Annotated in this window: 19 protein-coding genes; 17 read left to right on the top strand and 2 right to left on the bottom strand. The window is 64.3% G+C overall.

Translation table 11 applies throughout. From position 1 onward, the window contains the following. Positions 1-34: 34 nt before the first annotated feature. Positions 35-2,602, top strand: coding sequence for a ribonuclease R (rnr, locus tag DTS01S_RS13445; RefSeq protein ID WP_061287854.1), 2,568 nt, complete (start codon positions 35-37; stop codon positions 2,600-2,602). 6 nt (positions 2,603-2,608) lie between these two features. Here rnr and DTS01S_RS13440 read toward each other — a convergent pair whose 3' ends face one another. After that, on the bottom strand, positions 2,609-4,189 hold the full coding sequence (locus DTS01S_RS13440; protein ID WP_017404496.1) for an NAD(P)H-hydrate dehydratase: 1,581 nt from the start codon (positions 4,187-4,189) through the stop codon (positions 2,609-2,611). Between the two features lie 45 nt (positions 4,190-4,234). Further along, positions 4,235-5,506 (bottom strand): FAD-dependent oxidoreductase, encoded by a 1,272-nt coding sequence (locus DTS01S_RS13435; RefSeq protein WP_017404497.1) that lies wholly within the window; start codon positions 5,504-5,506, stop codon positions 4,235-4,237. 366 nt (positions 5,507-5,872) lie between these two features. Between DTS01S_RS13435 and rpsB the strand changes: the two genes are divergently transcribed. From rpsB to DTS01S_RS13355, 16 genes are all read left to right on the top strand, one after another. Further along, positions 5,873-6,625, top strand: a complete 753-nt coding sequence (gene rpsB / locus DTS01S_RS13430) for a 30S ribosomal protein S2 (RefSeq protein WP_016447490.1) — start codon at positions 5,873-5,875, stop codon at positions 6,623-6,625. 114 nt (positions 6,626-6,739) lie between these two features. After that, on the top strand, positions 6,740-7,636 hold the full coding sequence (gene tsf / locus DTS01S_RS13425; protein WP_016447489.1) for a translation elongation factor Ts: 897 nt from the start codon (positions 6,740-6,742) through the stop codon (positions 7,634-7,636). A 65-nt stretch (positions 7,637-7,701) separates the two neighbouring features. After that, positions 7,702-8,424, top strand: a complete 723-nt coding sequence (gene pyrH, locus DTS01S_RS13420) for a UMP kinase (RefSeq protein ID WP_016447488.1) — start codon at positions 7,702-7,704, stop codon at positions 8,422-8,424. A gap of 43 nt (positions 8,425-8,467) precedes the next feature. Continuing rightward, positions 8,468-9,028: a ribosome recycling factor gene (frr, locus tag DTS01S_RS13415; RefSeq protein ID WP_016447487.1), complete on the top strand. Its 561-nt coding sequence runs from the start codon at positions 8,468-8,470 to the stop codon at positions 9,026-9,028. 35 nt (positions 9,029-9,063) lie between these two features. Continuing rightward, on the top strand, positions 9,064-9,810 hold the full coding sequence (gene uppS, locus DTS01S_RS13410; protein ID WP_016447486.1) for a polyprenyl diphosphate synthase: 747 nt from the start codon (positions 9,064-9,066) through the stop codon (positions 9,808-9,810). Positions 9,811-9,823: 13 nt separating this feature from the next. Then, positions 9,824-10,678 (top strand): phosphatidate cytidylyltransferase, encoded by an 855-nt coding sequence (locus tag DTS01S_RS13405; RefSeq protein ID WP_016447485.1) that lies wholly within the window; start codon positions 9,824-9,826, stop codon positions 10,676-10,678. Then, positions 10,675-11,853, top strand: coding sequence for a 1-deoxy-D-xylulose-5-phosphate reductoisomerase (ispC, locus tag DTS01S_RS13400; protein ID WP_061287853.1), 1,179 nt, complete (start codon positions 10,675-10,677; stop codon positions 11,851-11,853). Before DTS01S_RS13405 ends, ispC begins: the two co-directional genes overlap by 4 nt. 82 nt (positions 11,854-11,935) lie before the next feature. Next, complete coding sequence (gene rseP / locus DTS01S_RS13395; protein WP_026062158.1) at positions 11,936-13,306, top strand: RIP metalloprotease RseP; 1,371 nt, start codon at positions 11,936-11,938, stop codon at positions 13,304-13,306. A gap of 45 nt (positions 13,307-13,351) precedes the next feature. Then, on the top strand, positions 13,352-15,649 hold the full coding sequence (bamA, locus tag DTS01S_RS13390; RefSeq protein WP_016447482.1) for an outer membrane protein assembly factor BamA: 2,298 nt from the start codon (positions 13,352-13,354) through the stop codon (positions 15,647-15,649). Then, on the top strand, positions 15,649-16,158 hold the full coding sequence (locus DTS01S_RS13385; RefSeq protein WP_016447481.1) for an OmpH family outer membrane protein: 510 nt from the start codon (positions 15,649-15,651) through the stop codon (positions 16,156-16,158). Before bamA ends, DTS01S_RS13385 begins: the two co-directional genes overlap by 1 nt. Positions 16,159-16,182: 24 nt before the next feature. After that, positions 16,183-17,190 (top strand): UDP-3-O-(3-hydroxymyristoyl)glucosamine N-acyltransferase, encoded by a 1,008-nt coding sequence (lpxD, locus tag DTS01S_RS13380; protein ID WP_016451336.1) that lies wholly within the window; start codon positions 16,183-16,185, stop codon positions 17,188-17,190. Continuing rightward, entirely contained in the window at positions 17,187-17,627 is a 441-nt protein-coding gene (gene fabZ, locus DTS01S_RS13375; protein ID WP_012206736.1) for a 3-hydroxyacyl-ACP dehydratase FabZ, read from the top strand. The genes lpxD and fabZ overlap by 4 nt, the downstream gene beginning before the upstream one ends. A 7-nt stretch (positions 17,628-17,634) precedes the next feature. After that, complete coding sequence (gene lpxA / locus DTS01S_RS13370; protein ID WP_017404505.1) at positions 17,635-18,432, top strand: acyl-ACP--UDP-N-acetylglucosamine O-acyltransferase; 798 nt, start codon at positions 17,635-17,637, stop codon at positions 18,430-18,432. A 21-nt stretch (positions 18,433-18,453) separates the two neighbouring features. Further along, a complete protein-coding gene (gene lpxB, locus DTS01S_RS13365; protein WP_016447478.1) occupies positions 18,454-19,644 on the top strand; it encodes a lipid-A-disaccharide synthase in 1,191 nt (396 codons plus the stop codon). Beyond that, positions 19,607-20,314, top strand: a complete 708-nt coding sequence (gene rnhB / locus DTS01S_RS13360) for a ribonuclease HII (protein WP_016447477.1) — start codon at positions 19,607-19,609, stop codon at positions 20,312-20,314. Before lpxB ends, rnhB begins: the two co-directional genes overlap by 38 nt. A gap of 64 nt (positions 20,315-20,378) precedes the next feature. Further along, a complete protein-coding gene (locus DTS01S_RS13355) occupies positions 20,379-21,170 on the top strand; it encodes a TrmH family RNA methyltransferase (protein WP_026062159.1) in 792 nt (263 codons plus the stop codon). Positions 21,171-21,250 lie beyond the last annotated feature (80 nt).

The following is a 21,250-nucleotide window of genomic DNA, read 5'->3' as shown; positions in this document are numbered from 1 at the left end:
ATCTCAGGAAAGATTTAGATTGTATACCAAGAAAATGAACCCTCACGCAAAAAGTGCCGACGCGAACGACGAAATCGGGGGCAGTGTGCAGGGGCACCGCGACGGACATGGCTTCGTCATCCGTGATGACGGCGAAGGCGACATCTTCCTTCCTCCCAATGAAATGCGTGCGGTGCTGCACAAGGACCGTGTCAAGGTTCGCATCGTGCGGCAGGACCGCCGCGGCAGGCCTGAAGGCCGCGTGGTCGAGATCATCGAGCGGCCTGCGCACAACATCATTGGCCGCTTCTTGCAGGAAAGCGGCGTGTATCTGGTCGCTCCCGAAGACAAGCGCTATGGCCAGGACATCCTGATCCCTGTCAACGCGACGGGTTCGGCCAAGATCGGGCAGGTGGTCGTGGTGGAGTTGACCGAGGCGCCTGCACTGTTCGGCCAGCCCGTGGGGCGCATCATTGAAGTGCTCGGTGAGGTCGACGATCCCGGCATGGAGATCGAGATTGCGGTGCGCAAGTACGGCGTGCCCCATGTGTTTTCCGATGCCTGCCTGGCACAGGCCAAGGCCCTGCCGGACAGGGTGCGGCCTGCCGATCGCAAGAATCGCATCGATCTGACCGATGTGCCCCTGGTCACCATCGATGGCGAGGATGCGCGCGACTTCGACGACGCCGTCTACTGCGAGCCTGCCAAGGTCGGGCGCGGCAAGGGCTGGCGCCTACTGGTGGCGATTGCCGATGTGAGTCACTACGTGACCACGGGCAGTGCCATCGATATCGATGCCTATGACCGTGCCACCAGCGTCTATTTCCCGCGCCGCGTGATCCCCATGCTGCCCGAGAAGCTCAGCAATGGCCTGTGCTCGCTCAATCCCGATGTGGATCGCCTGTGCATGGTCTGCGACATGCTGATCACTGCAAAGGGCGATATCCATGCCTATCAGTTCTACCCCGCGGTGATGCACAGCCATGCGCGCTTCACCTATAACGAGGTGGCTGCCATCCTGGCCAATACGCGTGGCCCGGAGGCTGCCAAGCGCTCCGATCGCGTGGGCGACTTGCTGAATCTGCATGGGGTGTACCAGGCGCTGCTCAAGTCGCGCGAAGCACGCGGCGCCGTGGACTTCGAGACCACGGAGACGCAGATCGTCTGTGACGAGAACGGCCGCATCGAGAAGATCGTGCCGCGCACGCGCAACGAGGCGCACAAGCTGATCGAGGAGGCCATGCTGGCCGCCAACGTCTGCAGCGCGGACTTCATCGAGCACAGCGGCCGCGTTGGCCTGTTCCGCGTGCACGACAAGCCCTCGCTGGAGAAGCAGGACATCCTGCGCAACTACCTCAAGGCCATGGGGGTGGGTATGGCGCTTGGCGAGAATCCGGCCACGTCCGAATTCCAGGCCATTGCCAATGCCACCAAGGACCGGCCTGATGCCCAGCAGATCCACACCATGCTGCTGCGCTCGATGATGCAGGCCTTCTACACGCCTGAAAATTCGGGCCACTTCGGGCTGGCCTTCGATGCCTATACGCACTTCACCAGTCCGATTCGCCGCTATCCCGACTTGCTCGTGCACCGCGTGATCAAGGCCGAGCTTGAAGGCACGCACTATCGCCTGCCCGAGCTGCCCACGCCTGGAGAGGCCGAAGCCAAGTTGGCCAAGCGTCTGGCCTCGCGTGTCAGTGCACCCGGCCAGAAGCCGCGCAAGCGCGCGCCCGCCGCCGAGGTCCAGGCCTGGGAGGCTGCAGGCCTGCACTGCAGCGCGAACGAGCGCCGCGCCGATGAGGCCAGCCGAGATGTCGAGGCCTGGCTCAAGTGCAAGTACATGCGTGAGCATCTGGGGGAGGAGTTCGCAGGCGTGGTCTCTGCGGTCACCACCTTCGGCATTTTCGTCACGCTCGATGCCATGTATGTGGAGGGTCTGGTCCACATCACCGAGCTGGGGGGGGACTACTTCCGCTTTGATGAGGCGCGCCAGGAACTGCGGGGCGAGCGCTCGGGCATCCGCTACGGCATAGGTACGCGGCTGCGCGTTCAGGTCAGCCGTGTGGACCTGGATGGCCGGCGCATCGATTTCCGCCTGGTGCGCGACGGCGAAGAGCAGCCGGCTTCGGGTCGTTCCGGCAGGGCGCCGGCGCGCACGGAAGCCCATCAGGGCGAAAAATGGGGGCGCCGCGACGCCAAGGAAAAGCGTGCGCAGCGTAACTCCGGCGGTGCCGGCGGAGCCCGGTCTGAATCCGATGGCGCGGTGTCTTCCGGCAAGCAGGGGCGCAAGGCGTCCAAGAAGGCCATGGTCAAGGGCGTGAACCTGGCCGCGCTGGAGGCTGAATATGCGAGTGCCCAGTCCCGCCCGGCCGCGCCAGTGCGTCAAAGCGACGTGAGTGAGCCGGCCGTGGTGCCGGGTTCGTCCGCACCTGCGGCACGCGCTTCCCGCAGGGGCAGGGCGGCTGAAGCGCGCAAGTCTGTCGCCGTCGATGCTGACCACGGTCTGCCGCAGTTGCCGCCGCCATCGCCGGTGCAGGCGCTGCGCGCCTTGGGTAAGAAGGCCTTGGGGGCCGTCAAGTCCAAGGTGGCAGGCAAGACATCCAAGCCCCGGCGCAAGCCCTGAGGGCGTCTATTGGCCCAGCCGCTGGGCCAGCGCGCTGGCGCTGAACGGCATTTGCGAAGGCCATTGGTCTGCCGCATGGCCGTGGCGCCAGGCCGCCAGTGTTGCGGCCTGCGCGGGGTCCAGCCCTTGCGCCCATAGCGCGGCAATCAGCCCGGCGAGAACATCTCCGGTTCCTCCGGTGGACAGCCGGGCGTTGCCTGTGGGGTTGATCCAGCAGGGCGGCGATGCATTGCCGTCGCCCTGCGGTCCGGCGATCACGGTGCCCGAGCCCTTCAGCAACGCAGTGCAGTTGAATTGGAGCGCCAGTTGCCTGGCTGCTGAAAGTCGCTGGGCCTGGACCTGGGCAGTGCTCATGTTCAGCAGGCGGGCGGCCTCCAGCGGGTGCGGTGTCAGCACCGTGTGCTGGCTGCGTCGGCTGCGTTCTTTCAGAAGCAGGGCCAGCGACTCATCTTCGGCAACCGCGTTCAGTGCGTCTGCGTCCAGTACCAGCCTGGGCGCCTGATCCAGAATTTGGGGCAGCCAGGCGCGCACCGCCATGCCGCCGCCACATCCGCACACGACGGTGGCGCCGCGCCAGTCTTGTGCTTTGGGGCTGCGCAACATGATTTCGGGCCAGGGGGAGATGGCCTGGCCTGACCCGTGCGAGGCATCGAGCAGTGCCAGCATCACGCGTCCCGCCCCGCCGTGCAAGGCTGCCAGTGCGGCCAGCCAGGCGGCGCCGGTCATGGACAGGCCGCGGTGTTCCAGCCCCTCTCCGCCCAGAATGGCCACGTCGCCAAAGCTCCCCTTATGGCTGGCATGCGGACGCGGGGCGCGGGCTTCCGGGGAGAAAAGTTGTGCGCACGGTGAGATGGCGAAGGGTGGCGCGCTGCTTGCCAGTCCTGTGTCCAGATCGTCCCACCATATCTGGCCGCAGGCGTCGCGGCCGCTTCCTGTGAACAGGCCGGGATGCAGTGTCAGCAGAGCCAGCGTATGCCGTGCGCTGACCGGGAGGTTCATGGGCTCGAATCCAGGCAGGTATTGCCCGGTGTCGGCATCCAGGCCGGATGCGATGTCCACGCAAAGGACGGGGCTGATGCCGGACTGCAGGCTGCGCAGCAGCGGCAGCAATCGGTCATCTTTTCGGGTGGGTGGGCTTGCCGTGTCGGGTCGGCGCAGGCCGATGCCGAGCAAGGCATCAATGCACAGATCCTGAGGCCCCATGTCAGGGGGCATGTGGGCGATCCATTGCACGCCGGCCTTGTGGGCCGCATCCCATGCGGCACGCGCGTCGGCGGGCATGCGGTCGCGTTCGCGCACGCAGCTGACCAGGATGCGGCAATTGCGGGATCGTGCCGGCATCGTGTTCAGGTGCTGTTGAAGCCAGGCGGCTGCCTGCAAGCCATCTCCGCCGTTGTTCCCAGGGCCGCAGGCGATCCAGATGCGGTTGGCGTGAGGGGCGATGGCGCGTGCCAGGCGTGCCAGCCCCATGCCTGCGCGCTGCATGAGGCAGTGTTCGGGCAGTCGGGCCGCGGCCTGCTGTTCCAGGGTGCGTGTGGCCACTGTATCGAACAGTGGCAATGCGGTGGATGTGGGAATGCGCAGCATGGCCTGAGCATAGCCGCCAGCCGCAGGGCGGGGTGTCGGCAGCGGTCAGCCGAAGCGGCGCGGATCCAGCAATGCGCTGTCCAGGAAACTGGTGCGGTTGTCCATCAGGTCGCTCAGCATGCTGGCGCAGCCTTGGGCAATGGCGGCACCACAGCTGCCATGGCCCAGGTTGAGCCAGATGCCGGGCAAACCGCTGGCGCCCAGCAACGGCAGTCCATCGGCTGTGCACATGCGTGTGCCATGCCAGATCTGAACGCCCGAGGTCAGCACGGCGCTGCCGGGAAAGACCATGTTGAGTCGGTGGTACATGCGCTGCAGCGTGGCCTCGTGCATGGGGCCGTGGCTGCCCAGTTCAGCGCCGGCCACGACCCGCATGCGCTGGCCAAGGCGCACCAGGGTCATCTGCTCGCTCCAGTCGACGATGGCGTGGCGGGGCGCGTAGCCTTGTTCGCGCAGCGGAGCACTGATGCCATAGCCGCGCAGGGCGATCATGGGCAGGCGCAGGCTCAGCGGCGCGAGCAGGTTTGCGGCCTCGGCGCCAGCGCAGACGACGATGGCATCGTGCGACCGGGGCGTGTCTTCGCCTTGCAGCTGCAGGCGAGCGGTGCGCCCGGCGCCGCCGGGCTGCAGTCGCTGCACAAGGCGTTGCGTCTCGAATCGTGCTCCTGCGGACTGTGCGGCCTGCCTTTGCATCAGCGTGGCCAGGCGGCCGTTGGCGGCGCCAGCCTGCGGGAAATACAAGGAGCCTGCGAGTGCGGTCTCCTCGCCCAGCGCGGGCTCACGCAGGCGGGTCTGGGCGGCATCCAGTGCCTCGCAGCGCGTGCCGGCCTCGGCCAGCGCTGCCAGTGCAGGTTTCAGTTGCTCATGGTCGGCCTCGCTGCCCAGCAGCACCAGGCTGCCGGAGACATATTCCGGGTCCAGCTCCCACTGCCGCCACAGCGATTGCTGGAACTGCTGGCTGCGCTGGGTGAGTGTCTCCAGTGCCGCCATCGTGGCTGTGGGTTCGCCGGCTTTGCGCAGGCGCCGCCCAGCCTGGCGCCATTGCCATAGCCAGCGCAGCTGGGCTGCGAGGTTTCCGGAGCCGGGGCGTGGCAAAGCCTGCCGGCCGGGAAGCGTGGGTGAGCGTTCTATGGTGGAGAGGCCGGGGACGCTCCACGGTTGGAGCAGGCTGGGGCCCAGCCAGCCGGCATGTCCGAAGCTGGCTTCCTCGGCCACCGTGCCATGGCGCTCGTAGACGGTGACCTCGTGCCCGACCTGGGCCAGTGCGTGGGCTGTCGCAACGCCAATGCTGCCGGCGCCCACAATCGCGATGTTCATTTTGGGGTGGAATCTGCTGAAGTGCCTGAATTATCAAGCGGATGTAGCTATCACTACAGGAGTGTGTGGCCGATGCGGCAGCCATGGCTATGCGGGGTGTGAGCGCGCGTTGGGTGCGAAGCCTCAGTCTTGGGATGGCGTATGCTAGAATCTTGCGGCTTTGCTAGGGGTTCACCCTGATTTTCTTCGGAATTGCCGGAGATCAGGTGATGGCTTTGGGGTGCGAGGTGTTCGTCATGAATGCCTGCCCATGCTTGCAACCCCCGTTGCAAAGTCAATCGCAAACCAGTCCCTTCAAGGTGTTGCTTCCTGTATCCAGGGGCAATTGTCGGGCTGGATTTTAGACCTAACCTTTGAGGTATTCATATGTCCGTCACTATGCGCGATATGCTGGAAGCAGGCGTCCACTTCGGTCACCAGACCCGTTTCTGGAACCCCAAGATGGCCCCCTTCATCTTCGGCCACCGCAACAAGATCCACATCATCAACCTGGAAAAGTCGCTGCCGATGTTCCAGGACGCCCAGAAGTTCGTGAAGCAGCTGGCTTCCAACGGCGGCACCATCCTGATGGTCGGCACCAAGCGCCAGGCCCGCGAGCTGGTGGCTGCCGAAGCCCAGCGCGCTGGCGTTCCTTTCGTTGACCAGCGCTGGCTGGGCGGCATGCTGACCAACTTCAAGACCGTCAAGACGTCCATCAAGCGTCTGAAGGAAATGAAGGCCCAGCAGGAAGCCGGTCTGGAAGCCATGAGCAAGAAGGAACAGCTGATGTTCGTTCGCGAACTGGAAAAGCTGGAAAAGGACATCGGCGGCATTCAGGACATGAACAGCCTGCCCGACGCCATCTTCGTGATCGACGTGGGCTTCCACAAGATTGCCGTGGCCGAAGCCAAGAAGCTGGGCATCCCCCTGGTCGGCGTGGTTGACTCCAACCACAATCCCGAAGGCATCGACTATGTCATCCCCGGTAACGACGACTCTGCCAAGGCCGTGCAACTGTACGCCCAAGGCATCGCCGACGCGATCCTGGAAGGCCGCGCTGCTGCACTGACCGACGTGGTCAAGGCCGCATCCGGCGAGAGCGGTGACGAGTTCGTGGAAGTGGAAGAATCCGCTGCCTGATTGAGCTTGTCCGGCTGAGCGACCTCGTCGCCGAATAAAAAGCGGGGCTCAGCGTAGCCCCGTTTTTTTAAGCCGAAATCCTGTAACGAATCGAACTGACATTGGAGAAATACGATGGCTGCAATTACCGCAAGCATGGTGGCTGAACTGCGCGCAAAGACTGACGCGCCCATGATGGAGTGCAAGAAGGCCCTGACCGAAGCCGAAGGCGATCTGGTCAAGGCGGAAGAGCTGCTGCGCGTCAAGCTCGGCACCAAGGCTGGCAAGGCTGCCTCGCGCGTGACCGCCGAAGGCGTGATCGCTGCCTTCATCAATGGCAACCAGGGTGCCATGATCGAAGTCAACAGCGAAACCGACTTCGTGTCCAAGAACGACAGCTTCATCGCGATGGCCAACGCCGCCGCCAAGCTGGTCGCCGAGCAAAACCCCGCCGACGTGGCCGCGCTGAGCGCACTGGCCTATGAGCAGGACGGCTTCGGTCCCACGCTGGAAGACGTGCGCAAGGGCCTGATCGGCAAGATCGGCGAAAACATGTCCTTCCGCCGCTTCAAGCGCTTCGAAGGCTCCAGCCTGGCTTCCTACCTGCACGGCTCGCGCATCGGCGTGGTCGTCGAGTTCGACGGCGATGCCACGGCTGCCAAGGATGTCGCCATGCACGTGGCCGCCATGAAGCCCGTGTCCGTGACCAGCGCCGACGTGCCCGCCGAGCTGATCGAGAAGGAGCGTACCGTTGCTGCCGCCAAGGCTGCCGAGTCCGGCAAGCCTGCCGACATCGTCGCCAAGATGGTCGAAGGCTCGGTGCAGAAGTACCTGAAGGAAGTCTCGCTGGCCGACCAGGTCTTCGTGAAGGCTGCCGACGGCAAGCAGACCGTGGCCCAGATGCTCAAGGCCGCCAACACCAACGTCAAGGGCTTCACCCTGTACGTGGTCGGCGAAGGCATTGAAAAGAAGGTCGACGACTTCGCTGCCGAAGTGGCTGCCCAGGTGGCTGCCGCCAAGGCCGGCGCCTGATCCTTCCGGGCGACCGAACCGTTTCCTTCACCATCCATCATCATCCACCACTTCGGAGAAACACCATGACCCACGCCACACCGGCCCACAAGCGCATCCTGCTCAAGCTGTCCGGTGAGGCACTCATGGGGGATGACTCGTTCGGCATCAACCGTGCGACCATCGAGCGCATGGTTTCCGAAATTGCCGAGGTCACCAAGGTTGGTGTCCAGGTGGCGGTGGTGATCGGTGGGGGGAACATCTTTCGCGGCGTGGCTGGCGGCTCGGTCGGCATGGACCGTGCCACCGCCGACTACATGGGCATGCTGGCCACGGTCATGAATGCCCTGGCCCTGGCCGATGCCATGGACAAGCAGGGGCTGACAGCCCGCGTGATGTCGGCCATTGCCATCGAGCAGGTCGTGGAGCCCTATGTGCGCCCCAAGGCCCTGCAGTACCTCGAGGAGGGCAAGGTGGTGGTGTTCGCTGCCGGCACCGGCAACCCGTTCTTCACGACCGACACGGCCGCCGCGCTGCGTGGCGCTGAAATCGGCGCCGAGGTGGTGCTCAAGGCCACCAAGGTCGACGGTGTCTACACCGACGACCCGATGAAGAACCCCGACGCGACCCGCTACCACAAGCTGGCTTTCGACGAGGCCATCTCGCGCAACCTGGGCATCATGGACGCCACCGCCTTTGCGCTGTGCCGCGATCAGAAGCTGCCGATCCGGGTGTTCTCCATCGTCAAGCCCGGCGCGCTCAAGCGCGTGGTCATGGGCGAGGACGAGGGCACGCTGGTGTACGCTTGAGCGTTTTGATACCGCGTTACACAGCTCTTCAAGGAACAAGAACATGACGATTGCAGACATCAAGAAGACCACCGAGTCCAAGATGGGCCAGTCCATCGAAGCGCTCAAGAACAATCTTGCGCGCGTGCGCACCGGTCGTGCCAATCCATCGCTGCTGGACTCCATCCATGTGGAGTACTACGGCTCCATGGTGCCGCTGTCCCAGGTGGCCAACGTCACCCTGCTTGACGCGCGCACCATCAGCGTCCAGCCCTGGGAAAAGAGCATGTCGGCCAAGGTGGAGAAGGCCATCCGCGAAAGCGATCTGGGCCTGAACCCCGCCTCGCTGGGCGACCTGATCCGCGTGCCCATGCCTCCCATGAGCGAGGAGCGCCGCAAGGAAATGACCAAGCTGGCGCGCAATGAAGGCGAAGCTTCCAAGGTCGCCGTGCGCAACCTGCGCCGCGATGCCAACGAAGCCGTCAAGAAGCTGGTCAAGGACAAGGAAGCCTCGGAAGACGATCAAAAGCGTTGCGAAGCCGATGTCCAGAAGATGACCGACAAGCACATCGCCGAGATCGATACGCTGGTGGCGGCCAAGGAACAAGACATCATGGCGGTCTGAGGCGTCCTGCCTCATTTGCCTCAGGGTCCGTACCTTTGACCAAACAAGACTCCGGCGCGGTGCCGCGCCATATTGCCGTCATCATGGATGGCAATGGACGCTGGGCCAATCGCCGCTTTCTGCCGCGACTGGCTGGCCACAAGCAGGGCGTGGAATCACTGCGCCGCTGCGCCCGCGCCTGCGTCCAGCGCGGCGTGCAGGTCCTGACCGTCTTCGCTTTCTCTTCCGAGAACTGGAACCGTCCCGAAGAGGAGGTCTCCGGTCTCATGGGCCTGCTGGCCAATGCGCTTGCCAAGGAAGTGCAGCAACTGAGCCGCGACGGCGTGCGCCTGCATTTCATCGGTGACCGCAGTGGCCTGGGCGATAAAGTGTGCGCGGGCCTTGCGCAGGCCGAGACCGTCACTGCGCACAACAATCGCCTGGTTCTCAACGTCTGCTTCAACTACGGCGGACGCTGGGACATTGCACAGGCAGCTGCCCGGCTGGCAGAGAAGGGCGAGCCCATCACCCCGCAGAGCCTGGACCGCGCGCTCGCGCTGGCCCATGTGCCCGACCCGGATCTGCTGATCCGTACCGGCGGGGAAATGCGCATCAGCAACTTCCTGCTGTGGCAGGCTGCGTATTCCGAGCTTTTCTTCAGTGACAGCTTGTGGCCTGATTTCGATGAGGCCTGCCTGGACGAGGCCATCGCGGCTTTCGCTTCACGCGAGCGGCGCTTCGGCCAGACTTCCGCGCAAGTACAACAATCACAACCGACGTCGTCCCATCCGCAGACGTCCTGAACAAGGGGGAGCCATGCTCAAGCAGCGAGTCATCACCGCCCTGATCCTGCTGGCCATCCTGTTGCCTGCGCTGTTCTATCCCACGGGTATTCCGTTCGCCGTGGTCGTGCTCGTGCTCATGGCGGCAGGTGCCTGGGAATGGGGGCGTCTCAACGGCTTTGGCACTGCGGGCGCCATCGGCATAGGCGCCATCTGCACGGCGATGTGCCTGGGCGCCTGGGCTGCCGGCTGGCTGGAGCGTCCGCTGTCAGCGCTCTGGATTGTTGCCGGTGCTGCCTGGGTGCTGGGTGGCGGGGCGCTGCTGCGTGCCGGCGTGGCTGGCTGGCCGCGCATTGCTGCGCCTGTGCGCCTGGTCGGCGGAGTGCTTGCCTTGTGGCTGGCCTGGGTCGCCGTGGTGCAGGCGCGCATGATGGGCATCAACTTCCTGCTGTCGGTGCTGGTGCTGGTCTGGGTGGCCGACGTGTTCGCGTATTTCGCAGGACGGACCCTGGGCCTGAAATTCACCAAATCCAAGCTGGCTCCCACGATCAGCCCCGGCAAGAGCTGGGAAGGCGTATGGGGCGGCATGGCAGGCGTTGTGGTGCTGGCCTTGGTCTGGGTCTGGGCTGACCGCCACTACGCGGTGGCCGTGCCCAGTTTCTATTCATTGCTGCTGGCGCGCGGGGCTTGGTTCCTGCTGCTGGCGGTTGTTTTCATGGCCGCGATGAGCGTGGTCGGCGACCTGGTCGAATCCCTGGTCAAGCGCAGCGTCGGCGTCAAGGACAGCAGTGGCCTGCTGCCCGGTCATGGCGGCGTCCTCGACCGCGTCGATGCCCTGCTGCCGACCCTGCCGCTGGCCCTGATGCTTTCCTCTTTCGCGCATTCATGAAGCAGAAAATCACCGTCCTGGGCTCCACAGGCTCCATCGGTACCAATACGCTGGATGTGGTGGCGCGCCACCGCGATCACTACGAAGTCTTTGCGCTCAGCGCGGCCACGCAGGTGGACCTGATGCTGCGCCAGTGTGCCGAATTCAAGCCCTGCTACGCCGTCATGGCCAGCGCGCCGCATGCAAGGCTGCTGGCTGAGCAGCTGCGCAGCAATGGATTGGCCACCGAAGTGCTGCAGTCGCCTGACGCGCTGGAGCAGATCGCCTCGCATCCTGAAGCCGATGCCGTCATGGCGGCCATCGTCGGTGCGGCGGGCCTGGCGCCTTGCCTGGCTGCCGCACGCGCCGGCAAGCGCCTGCTGCTGGCCAACAAGGAGGCGCTGGTGGTTGGCGGTGCACTGTTCATGGACACCGTCAAGCGCCACGGCGCAACGCTGCTGCCCATTGACAGTGAGCACTCGGCCATCTTCCAGTGCCTGCCCGAAGACCGCACCAGTTGGCCCGATCGCGTGGACAGTCTGCTGCTCACAGCCTCGGGCGGGCCTTTTCGCCTGCGCGATCCGTCCACCCTGTCCGGGATCACGCCGGAGCAGGCCTGCGCGCACCCGAATTTCTCCATGGGGCGCAAGATCTCCGTGGACTCGGCCACCATGATGAACAAGGCGCTGGAGGTGATCGAGGCCCGCTGGCTGTTCGACATGGCGCCTGACAAGATCAAGGTCGTCATCCATCCGCAGCAGATCGTGCACTCCATGGTGCAGTTCAAGGATGCTTCGGTGCTCGCGCAACTGGGTACGCCCGACATGCGCGTGCCCATCGCCTGCGGCCTGGCCTGGCCCCGCCGCATCGCCAGCGGTGCGGCGCCCCTGGATTTCGCCAAGCTGTCTGCCCTGACCTTCGAGGAGGCGGATGCCGTGCGCTTTCCGGGCCTGCACCTTTCCTGGCAGGCGCTGCACGCCAGCGAGGGAACCACGGCGGTTCTCAATGCTTCCAACGAAGTCGCCGTTGCCGCCTTCCTGGAGCGGCGCCTGGCATTTGACCGTATCCACGCTGTGAATTTGCGCACGCTCGAGACCTTGCTGCCGCCTACACTGGGCAGTCTGGAAGACCTGCTGGCCCTGGACGCGCAGGCGCGCGAAATCGCGCAGACCGTGGCGCGGCAGTGGCAGCTGTGATGCCGGCTTCGCAGGTCAGGAGGGTTTTCTTGATGGGCCTGCGGCGGAATCCAGAGGCGCATTGGATTCAAAGGAGTATCAATTGTTGCTGACCGTTGTCGCATTCGTGGTCGCACTGGGCTTGCTGATTGCCGTGCATGAGTGGGGCCACTACCGCGTCGCCGTGGCTTGCGGCGTGAAGGTGCTTCGCTTTTCCGTCGGATTCGGCCGCCCCATCCTGCGATGGAAGCGCAAGGGTTCGGACACGGAATTTGTCATCGGTGCACTGCCCCTTGGCGGCTATGTGCGCATGCTCGATGAGCGTGAGGGCGAGGTGCCTGCCGACCAACGCCATCTGGCATTCAACACCCAGCCGCTGCGTGCGCGTGCAGCCATCGTGGCCGCAGGCCCCGTGGCCAATCTCGTGCTGGCCATTGCGCTGCTGGCCATCGTCAATTGGGTCGGCATGCAGGAGCCCGTTGCACGGCTGGCAACACCGCCAGCAGGCACGGTGCTGCAAATGGCGGGTGTTCAAGGCGGCGATCGCGTTTTGCGCATGGCTTTGGGTGACCAGGAATGGGAAGAGGTCCGCTCCATCAATGATCTGCGCTGGACGCTGACCCGTGCAGCGCTCGATGACGAGTCCGTGCGCATGGAGGTGCTCCAGGCCCGCCGCACCGCCCCGTCCGAACTGCGGCTCGCGCTGGCTGGGCAGGTTCAGGGCGAGCCCGATGCCGCCTTCTTCGAGCGCCTGGGCTTGCTTGGTCCTTGGACGCAGCCTGTGCTGGACAAGGTGATTGCCGGTGGTGCCGCCGAGAAGGCGGGCCTGCGCCAGGGCGATCTGGTTTTGCGCGTGGGTGGCACCTCGGTGGACGATGGCACGCAGCTGCGCAATCTCATCCGCAAGATGGGCGCATCGGGCCAGGTCCAGCAGCAGATCTGGCTGGTGGAGCGCGAGGGGCGGCAGTTGCAGATCCCGGTGCTGCCCGACCTGGGCCGATCGGAAGACGGCAAGGAAAGCATCGCCCGCATCGGCGCCTACATCGGCAGCGCCCCGGAAATGGCGCTGGTGCAGCGCGGTCCGCTGGAGGGCCTGTGGGCCGGCGTGCAGCGCACCTGGGAGCTGTCGTCGCTGACACTGCGCATGATGGGCCGCATGGTGATCGGCGAGGCCTCGCTCAAGAACATCAGCGGGCCCCTGACCATTGCCGATTACGCGGGGCGTTCGGCCAGCATGGGCCTGGTCCAATATCTCTCGTTCCTGGCGCTGATCAGCATCAGCCTGGGGGTTCTCAACTTGCTCCCCCTGCCGGTGCTCGATGGTGGGCACCTGATGTATTATCTTTGGGAGGGCGTGACTGGCCGAAGCGTGTCGGAAGTCTGGGCCGGACGCTTGCAGCGTGCAGGCGTGGCGGTTTTGATGATGATGATGTCCGTCGCCTTTTTCAACGATATCAACCGGCTTTGGGGCTAACTTTTCAGCCGTTTTCGGCAAGCCGCAGCGGCGGCAAATCCATTCATGACTAAACGTATCAATCGCCTGGGCGTGCGCGCTGCATCGACCCTGGCTGCCATGGTTTTGGCTGCCAATGCAGCCTGGGCACTGGAGCCCTTCCGCGTACAGGACATCCGCATCGAAGGTCTTCAGCGCGTGGAGCCGGGCACGGTCTTCGCTTCCATCCCCCTGCGCGTGGGTGACCAGTATGACGACGACAAGGGTGCAGCCGCCATCCGCTCGCTGTTCGCACTGGGCCTGTTCAAGGACATCCGCCTGGAAGCCAACGGCAACGTGCTCGTCGTCGTCGTTGAAGAACGCCCGACCATCGCCGAAGTGAACTTCGCCGGCACCAAGGAATTCGACAAGGAAACCCTGCAAAAGGCCATGCGCGATGTGGGCCTGGCCGAGGGTCGTCCGTTCGACAAGGCACTTGCCGACCGCGCGGAGCAGGAGCTCAAGCGCCAGTACATCAACCGCAGCCTGTATGGCGCCGAAGTCGTCACGACGGTCACGCCCATCGAGCGCAACCGCGTCAACCTGACCTTCACGGTGACCGAAGGTGATCCCGCCCGTATCAACGAGATCCATATCGTCGGGAACAAGGCCTTCAGCGAATCCACGCTCAAGGACCTTTTTGACCAGGACACCGGCAACTGGATGAGCTGGTACACCAAGTCGGACCGCTATGCGCGCAACAAGCTCAACGCCGACCTGGAAACGCTGCGCTCCTACTACCTGCAGCGTGGCTACCTGGAATTCCGCGTGGACTCCACCCAGGTGGCGATCTCGCCCGACAAGCAGACCATCTCGCTGACCCTGAACATCCATGAAGGCGAGCGCTTCGTGGTCTCCGGCGTCAAGCTGGAAGGCAACTACCTGGACCGCGACGACGAATTCAAGTCCCTGGTCAAGATCAAGCCCGGCGAGCCCTACAACGCCGATCAGGTCACGGCAACGACCAAGGCCTTCACCGAGCACTTCGGCAACTTCGGCTTTGCCTTCGCGCGCGTCGAGGCCGTGCCGGACATCGACCGTGCGACCAACCGGGTGGCCCTGGTGCTGCACGCCGAGCCTTCTCGCCGCGCCTATGTGCGACGCATCAATCTCAGCGGCAACAACCGCACGCGCGACGAAGTGATCCGCCGCGAATTCCGCCAGTACGAGGCTTCCTGGTACGACGGCGACAAGATTCGCCTGTCGCGCGACCGGGTGGACCGTCTGGGCTTCTTCACCGAAGTCAACGTCGAAACCCAGGAAGTGCCGGGTTCGCCTGATCAGGTGGATCTGGTCATCTCGGTGGCTGAAAAGCCCACCGGCTCGCTGCAGCTGGGCGCTGGTTTTTCCAGCGCTGAAAAGGTTTCGCTGTCCTTCGGCATCAAGCAGGAAAACGTGTTCGGCTCGGGCAACTACCTGGGCGTGGACGTGAACACCAGCAAGTACCGCCGCACCATGGTGCTGTCGACCACGGACCCGTACTTCACGGACACCGGCATCTCGCGCACCTACGACCTGTACTACCGCACTGACCGTCCCTACTACGACGATGCGGCCTACAAGATCGTCACCTCGGGCGGCAGCGTCCGCTTTGGCGTTCCCTTCAGCGAGATCGACACCGTTTACTTCGGCGGCGGCGTTGAACGCTCCGAAATCAAGCCCGGCACCTACCTGCCCCAGGCGTACAAGGACTATGCCGACAAGTACGGCTACTCCAACACGGGCATACCGCTGACCCTGGGCTGGTCGCGCGACAGCCGCGACAGCGCGCTGGCGCCCAACTCCGGTCTCTACCAGCGCCTGAACACCGAATGGTCGGTGGGTGGCGAGGCCCGGTATGTGCGAGCCAACTACCAGATCCAGCAGTACATCCCGCTGAGCAAGAAGTACACGCTGGCACTGAACGGTGAACTGGGCTACGGCAAGGGCCTCAATGGCCGTCCGTTCCCGCTGTTCAAGAACTTCTTCTCGGGTGGCCTGGGCTCGGTGCGTGGCTTCGAGCAGGGCTCGCTGGGTCCGCGCGACACCAAGGAAAACCTGGCGCTTGGCGGCTCCAAGAAGGTGACATTGAACGCCGAGTTCATGGTTCCGTTCCCTGGTGCCGGCAATGACAGGACTTTGCGTCTTTTTACATTCCTCGATGTGGGCAATGTCTACGGAGCCAACGAGAACTTCGATCTCGGGGAGCTGCGGGCATCCACGGGCCTGGGCATCAGCTGGATTTCCCCGCTGGGTCCCCTGCGCCTGGCCTTTGCTCAACCCATCCGCAAGCAGACCGGGGATAAAATCCAGCGACTGCAATTCCAAATCGGAACCTCTTTCTAATGAAATCTCTATCTAGCCATTTTTCCCTGGCTGTGCTGCTTGGCGCCATGGCCGTTTCCGCGCACGCCCAGGAGTTCAAGGCCGGCTTTGTGAATACGGATCGCATCTTCCGTGAAGCATCGACTGCCAAGGCTGCGCAGTCCAAGCTGGAGCAGGAATTCTCCAAGCGTGAGAAGGAGCTGATTGACCAGGGCAACTCGCTCAAGAGCGCTTCGGAGAAGTTCGAGCGTGAAGCTCCCACCATGGCCGAAAGCCAGCGCGTCTCGCGCCAGCGCCAGCTGGTGGATCAGGACCGCGAGTTCCAGCGCAAGCGCCGTGAGTTCCAGGAAGACCTGAACTCCCGCAAGAACGAAGAACTGGCCCAGGTGCTGGAACGCGCCAACAAGGTGGTCAAGCAAGTGGCCGAATCCGAGAAGTACGACGTCATCCTTCAGGAAGCCGTCTACATCAACCCCAAGTACGACATCACTGACAAGGTGATCAAGGCGCTGAACGGCGGCGGCAAGTAAGCCAGCTGTCCAGGGCTGCATGCCGTGAGCGTATTGTTGGGCCAGATCCTCGATGCACTCGGTGGCGAGTTGGTCGGTGGCGAAAGGGAGATGTCCATCTCCCGCATCGCACCGCTGGACTCTGCCGGGGCCGGGGATCTCAGTTTTCTGAGCAACCCCCGCTACCGCCAGCAACTGGCCGCCTCCGAGGCGGCCTGCGTTATTGTGGCGCCCGCCATGCGTGAGCTGGCGCAGCAGCGGGGTGCCTGCATCGTGGTCCCTGATCCGTATGCGTATTTCGCCAGGGCCACGCAGTGGTGGAAGCGAAACTGCAGGCCCGTGGCGCCGGCCGGTATCCATCCGAGCGCCGTGGTGCACGAGAGCGCCATCGTTGATGCATCGGCCACCATTGGCCCGCTGTGCGTGGTCGAGGAGGGTGCCACCATCGGTGCCCACACCGTGCTCAAGTCGCGCGTCACCATTGGCGAGAACTGCCATGTGGGCGCGCGCTGTCTGCTGCATTCCGGCGTGGTGCTGGGGGCGGACGGCTTTGGGTTCGCGCCCGAGAACGGCGCATGGGTGAAGATCGAGCAGCTCGGCGGCGTGCGGATTGGCGACGATGTGGAAATCGGCGCCAATACCTGCATAGACCGGGGTGCGCTGGACGACACGGTGATCGAGGATGGGGTCAAGCTCGACAACCTGATCCAGATCGGTCACAACGTGCACGTCGGCAGGCATACGGCCATGGCCGGCTGCGTGGGGGTGGCCGGCAGCGCGCGCATTGGCGCGCATTGCACCGTGGGAGGCGGGGCCATCGTGCTGGGCCATCTGCAGCTGGCTGACCGGGTGCATATTTCGGCAGCGACGGTAGTGACCCGTTCGCTGACACAATCAGGTGTTTACACGGGCATGTTTCCCGTGGATGAAAACGCCAAATGGGAAAAAAATGCTGCGACGCTGAAGCAGCTGCACTCCATGCGCGATCGCATCAAGGCCCTGGAGCGGCAACTGCAGCAATCGGCGGATCAAGGCCATAACGGAACGCAATGATGGATATTCACGCAATTCTCAAGCAACTGCCCCACCGCTACCCCTTCCTGCTGGTGGACAAGGTCACGGAGCTTGAGCGCAATACACGCATCAAGGCGATCAAGAACGTCACGTTCAACGAGCCCTATTTCATGGGCCATTTCCCGGGCCGCCCTGTCATGCCTGGCGTGCTCATCCTGGAGGCGCTGGCGCAGGCGGCCGGCCTTCTGGCCTTCGATGCGATGGGCCAGGTTCCGGATGAGAACAACATCTACTACTTCGTGGGCATCGACGGAGCGCGCTTCAAGCGTCCCGTGGAGCCGGGCGACCAACTGGTGCTGGAGATCACCATCGACCGTGTGCGCGGCGGCATCTGGAAGTTCAAGGGCGTGGCTCGCGTCGAAGACGAAGTGGCCTGCGAAGCCGAGCTGATGTGCACCATGCGCAACGTGGGCTGACGGGCGCATGGCTGGCATTGAACGCATCCATCCCACGGCACTGATAGATTCCGCTGCGCAGCTGGATTCGTCGGTGTCGGTCGGCGCCTATGCCGTCATCGGACCGCATGTGGAAATCGGCGCCGGCACCACCATCGGCGCGCATTGCGTTGTCGAAGGCCATACCCGCATTGGCTGCGACAACCGGATTTTCCAGTTCGCGTCCCTGGGCGCGCAGCCCCAGGACAAGAAGTACGCAGGCGAGCCTACCCGGCTGGTTATCGGCGATCGCAATACGGTGCGGGAGTTTTGCACCTTCAACACCGGTACCGTGCAGGACCAGGGCGTCACGGCCATCGGCGACGACAACTGGATCATGGCCTATGTGCATGTGGCCCATGACTGCGTTGTCGGCAGCCACACCATCCTGGCCAACAACGCTACCCTGGCCGGCCACGTGCACGTGGGCGACCATGTCATCCTGGGCGGCCTGACGGGCGTGCACCAGTTCACCAAGGTGGGTGCCCATGCCATGGCCGGCTTTGCCAGTCATATCTCGCAGGATGTGCCGCCCTTCATGATGGTGGATGGCAATCCGCTGGCCGTGCGCGGCTTCAATATCGAAGGCTTGCGCCGTCGCGGCTTCGGGCCGCAGCGCATTCAGGCCGTCAAGCAGATGCACCGTCTGCTGTACCGCCAGGGACTGACCCTTGAAGCTGCGCGAGAAGCCATTGCTTCGCTGGAGGGTGAACTGCCCGAGGCCGCGGCCGATGTATCGCTGATGCTGGATTTCCTGGCGGCTTCGACCCGGGGCATTGCGCGCTGATCTGGCGCGCGAAAGGACGGCATGACAGAGAACGCGGCGCCATCGGCGCGCCTGAGTCCATCGATTGCCATGGTCGCCGGAGAAACCTCTGGCGACCTGCTGGCGTCCTTGCTCCTGGGGGGGCTGCAGTCCCGCTGGCCAGAGGCCTCGGCCTTTGGCATCGGCGGGCTGCAGATGCAGCAGCGCGGCTTTGAAGCCTGGTGGTCCAGCGAGCGCTTGGCCGTGCATGGATACAGCTGGGAAGTGTTTCGCCGGCTGGCCGAGATTCTGAATATCCGACGCCAGCTGCGTCAGCGACTGCTCCAGCAGCGGCCGGCCGTCTTTGTCGGCATCGACGCGCCGGACTTCAACCTGGGGCTGGAAACCGATCTGCGTGCTGCGGGCATCAAGACCGTGCATTTCGTCTGTCCTTCGATCTGGGCCTGGCGTGCCGATCGCGTCGACAAGATCCGCCGCGCGGCCGATCATGTCCTGTGCATCTTCCCCTTTGAGCCCGAGTTGCTGGCCCGCCATGGCATAGACGCGACCTACGTGGGCCATCCCCTGGCCAGCGTGATTCCGCTGCAGCCCGACCGCGCAGCTGCGCGCCGCCGGTTAGGGCTGCCCGAAGATGGTCTGGTGCTGGCCGTGCTGCCCGGCAGTCGGCGCTCTGAAATACGTTACCTGGCTGCCCGCTTCTTTCAGGCGGCAGCTTTGGTTCGGAAGGCGCTGCCAGCTATTAAAATAGTAGTGCCTGCTGTGCCTTCGCAATTCGACGAGCTGCAGCGCATTGCCGCGCAAGCCGGCATGGCTTCGTCGCTGCACATCGTGCGCGGCCAGTCCCATGACGCATTGGCAGCCTGTGACGTGACGCTGATAGCCAGCGGCACGGCCACGCTGGAAGCCGCCTTGTACAAGCGGCCCATGGTGATCGGCTACAACATGCACCCGTGGAGCTGGCGTCTGATGCGTGGCAAGCAACTGCAGCCCTGGGTGGGCCTGCCCAACATCCTGTGCGGCGATTTCGTCGTGCCCGAGCTGATCCAGGATGCGGCAACGCCCCAGGCGCTGAGCGCGGCCGTGCTGCAATGGCTGCAGGCCTGCGAGCATTCCCCTTCAACCGTCGAAGCGCTGGTACAGCGCTTCACAGCGCTGCACCATGAATTGCGGCGCGATACTGCCGAACTGGCCGCCCATGCGATCGAGAAAATCATTGCCCCCACTGCCGCCTGAACAGGCGTGCCTGCCCTGGCATCCGCCGGGGTTGGTTGCGGGCGTGGACGAAGCGGGCCGCGGCCCGTTGGCCGGCCCCGTGGTGGCCGCCGCTGTCATTCTTGACGATCTCCATCCCATCGAGGGCCTGAACGATTCCAAGAAGCTCACGGCTGCGCGCCGCGAGGCACTCTATGACGAGATCCGTGCCAAGGCGCTGTGCTGCAGCATTGCCGAGGCCTCGGTCGAAGAGATCGATCGCCTGAACATCCTGCAGGCCACGCTGCTGGCCATGCGCCGCGCGGTGCTGGGCCTGCGATTGAAGCCGGTACTGGTTCTGGTGGATGGCAACCAGTTGCCCGTGCTGGATGTGCAGGCCGAGGCCATCGTCAAGGGCGACGCCCTGGTGCAGTCCATCTCGGCGGCCTCCATTCTTGCCAAGGTCACGCGGGATCGGTGGTGCCAGCGCCTGCATGAGCAATACCCGGAATACGGCTTCGACGGCCACAAGGGCTATGGCACGGCGGCCCATCTTGCCGCGCTGCGCCTGCATGGCGCCTGCCAGGAGCACCGACGAACCTTCGCGCCCGTGGCCCATGTCGTGAGCATTGCCCGCAGGGCCGAGCCGCTGGCTGCCGCCCGCGTGGCCGCTGCGGCGCAGGGCGCGCAGGCCTTGCTGCTGTCGGCCTGAGCGCCTTCGCTTTCTGCGCCCGTGGCGCTGTTCTTCGCTGTTCTCTTTGCCCGGAAGCCTTGCCATGAGCCGACAACCTGCCGCTACATCGATCCAGTCCCGTGACAACGCCCTGGTCAAGGATTTGCGAAGGCTTGCCCAGGACAGCGGGGCCTATCGCAAACAAGGACGTGTCTGGCTGGAGGGGGACCATCTGTGCCGTGCTGCCCTGGCGCGCGGCATGCAGCCCGCCGTGGCCGTGGTGGCCGAGTCCTTCTGGCCTCAGGTGCCGCTGGAGTGGGTGCAGGGCGCAGGCAAGTGCGTGGTGCTGTCCGATGCCGTGTTTGCCGAGGTCAGCGGACTGGAGTCTCCGGCGCGCATCGGCTTTCTGATGGACTGGCAGGCGTCGGCGGCCGTGCGTGCCGGCGTGGCCACCGTGGTGCTCGACCGTGTGCAGGACGCAGGCAACGTGGGCTCCATTCTTCGCAGTGCGGCCGCTTTCGGCTTCGGCCAGATCGTGGCCTTGAAGGGCACGGCTGCGCTGTGGAGCCAGAAGGTGCTGCGCGCCGGAATGGGCGCGCATTTCGGGCTGCACCTGGTGGAGTCGGCATCACCCGAGGACCTGAATGCGCTTGGCTTGCCCCTGATCGTGACCAGCTCCCATCAAGGTGAACTGATCCAGAGCGCCGCTCTGCCCTGGCCGTGCGCCTGGGCCATGGGCCATGAAGGGCAGGGCGTTGGCGAGGCGCTGATGCAGCAGGCGGCGCAGCATGTGCGCATCGGCCAGCCGGGTGGTGAAGAGTCTCTGAACGTGGCTGCGGCAGCGGCGATATGCCTGCACGCAAGCAGCGTGAGTGCCGGCTCACGTCAAGGGTAATCCCGCCTCCTGTCAGGAGGCTGAAGCGCGACCAGCCTATAATGGGCGGCTTTCAAGCATTCCACAATACGCCTAGCGAC

This window comes from Delftia tsuruhatensis NBRC 16741 (genome assembly GCF_001571325.1).
GTDB classification, from domain to species: Bacteria; Pseudomonadota; Gammaproteobacteria; order Burkholderiales; family Burkholderiaceae_C; genus Comamonas; species Comamonas tsuruhatensis.
The sequence above is the reverse complement of the archived record's forward strand: the minus strand, read 5'-3'. Positions and strand labels throughout refer to the sequence as shown.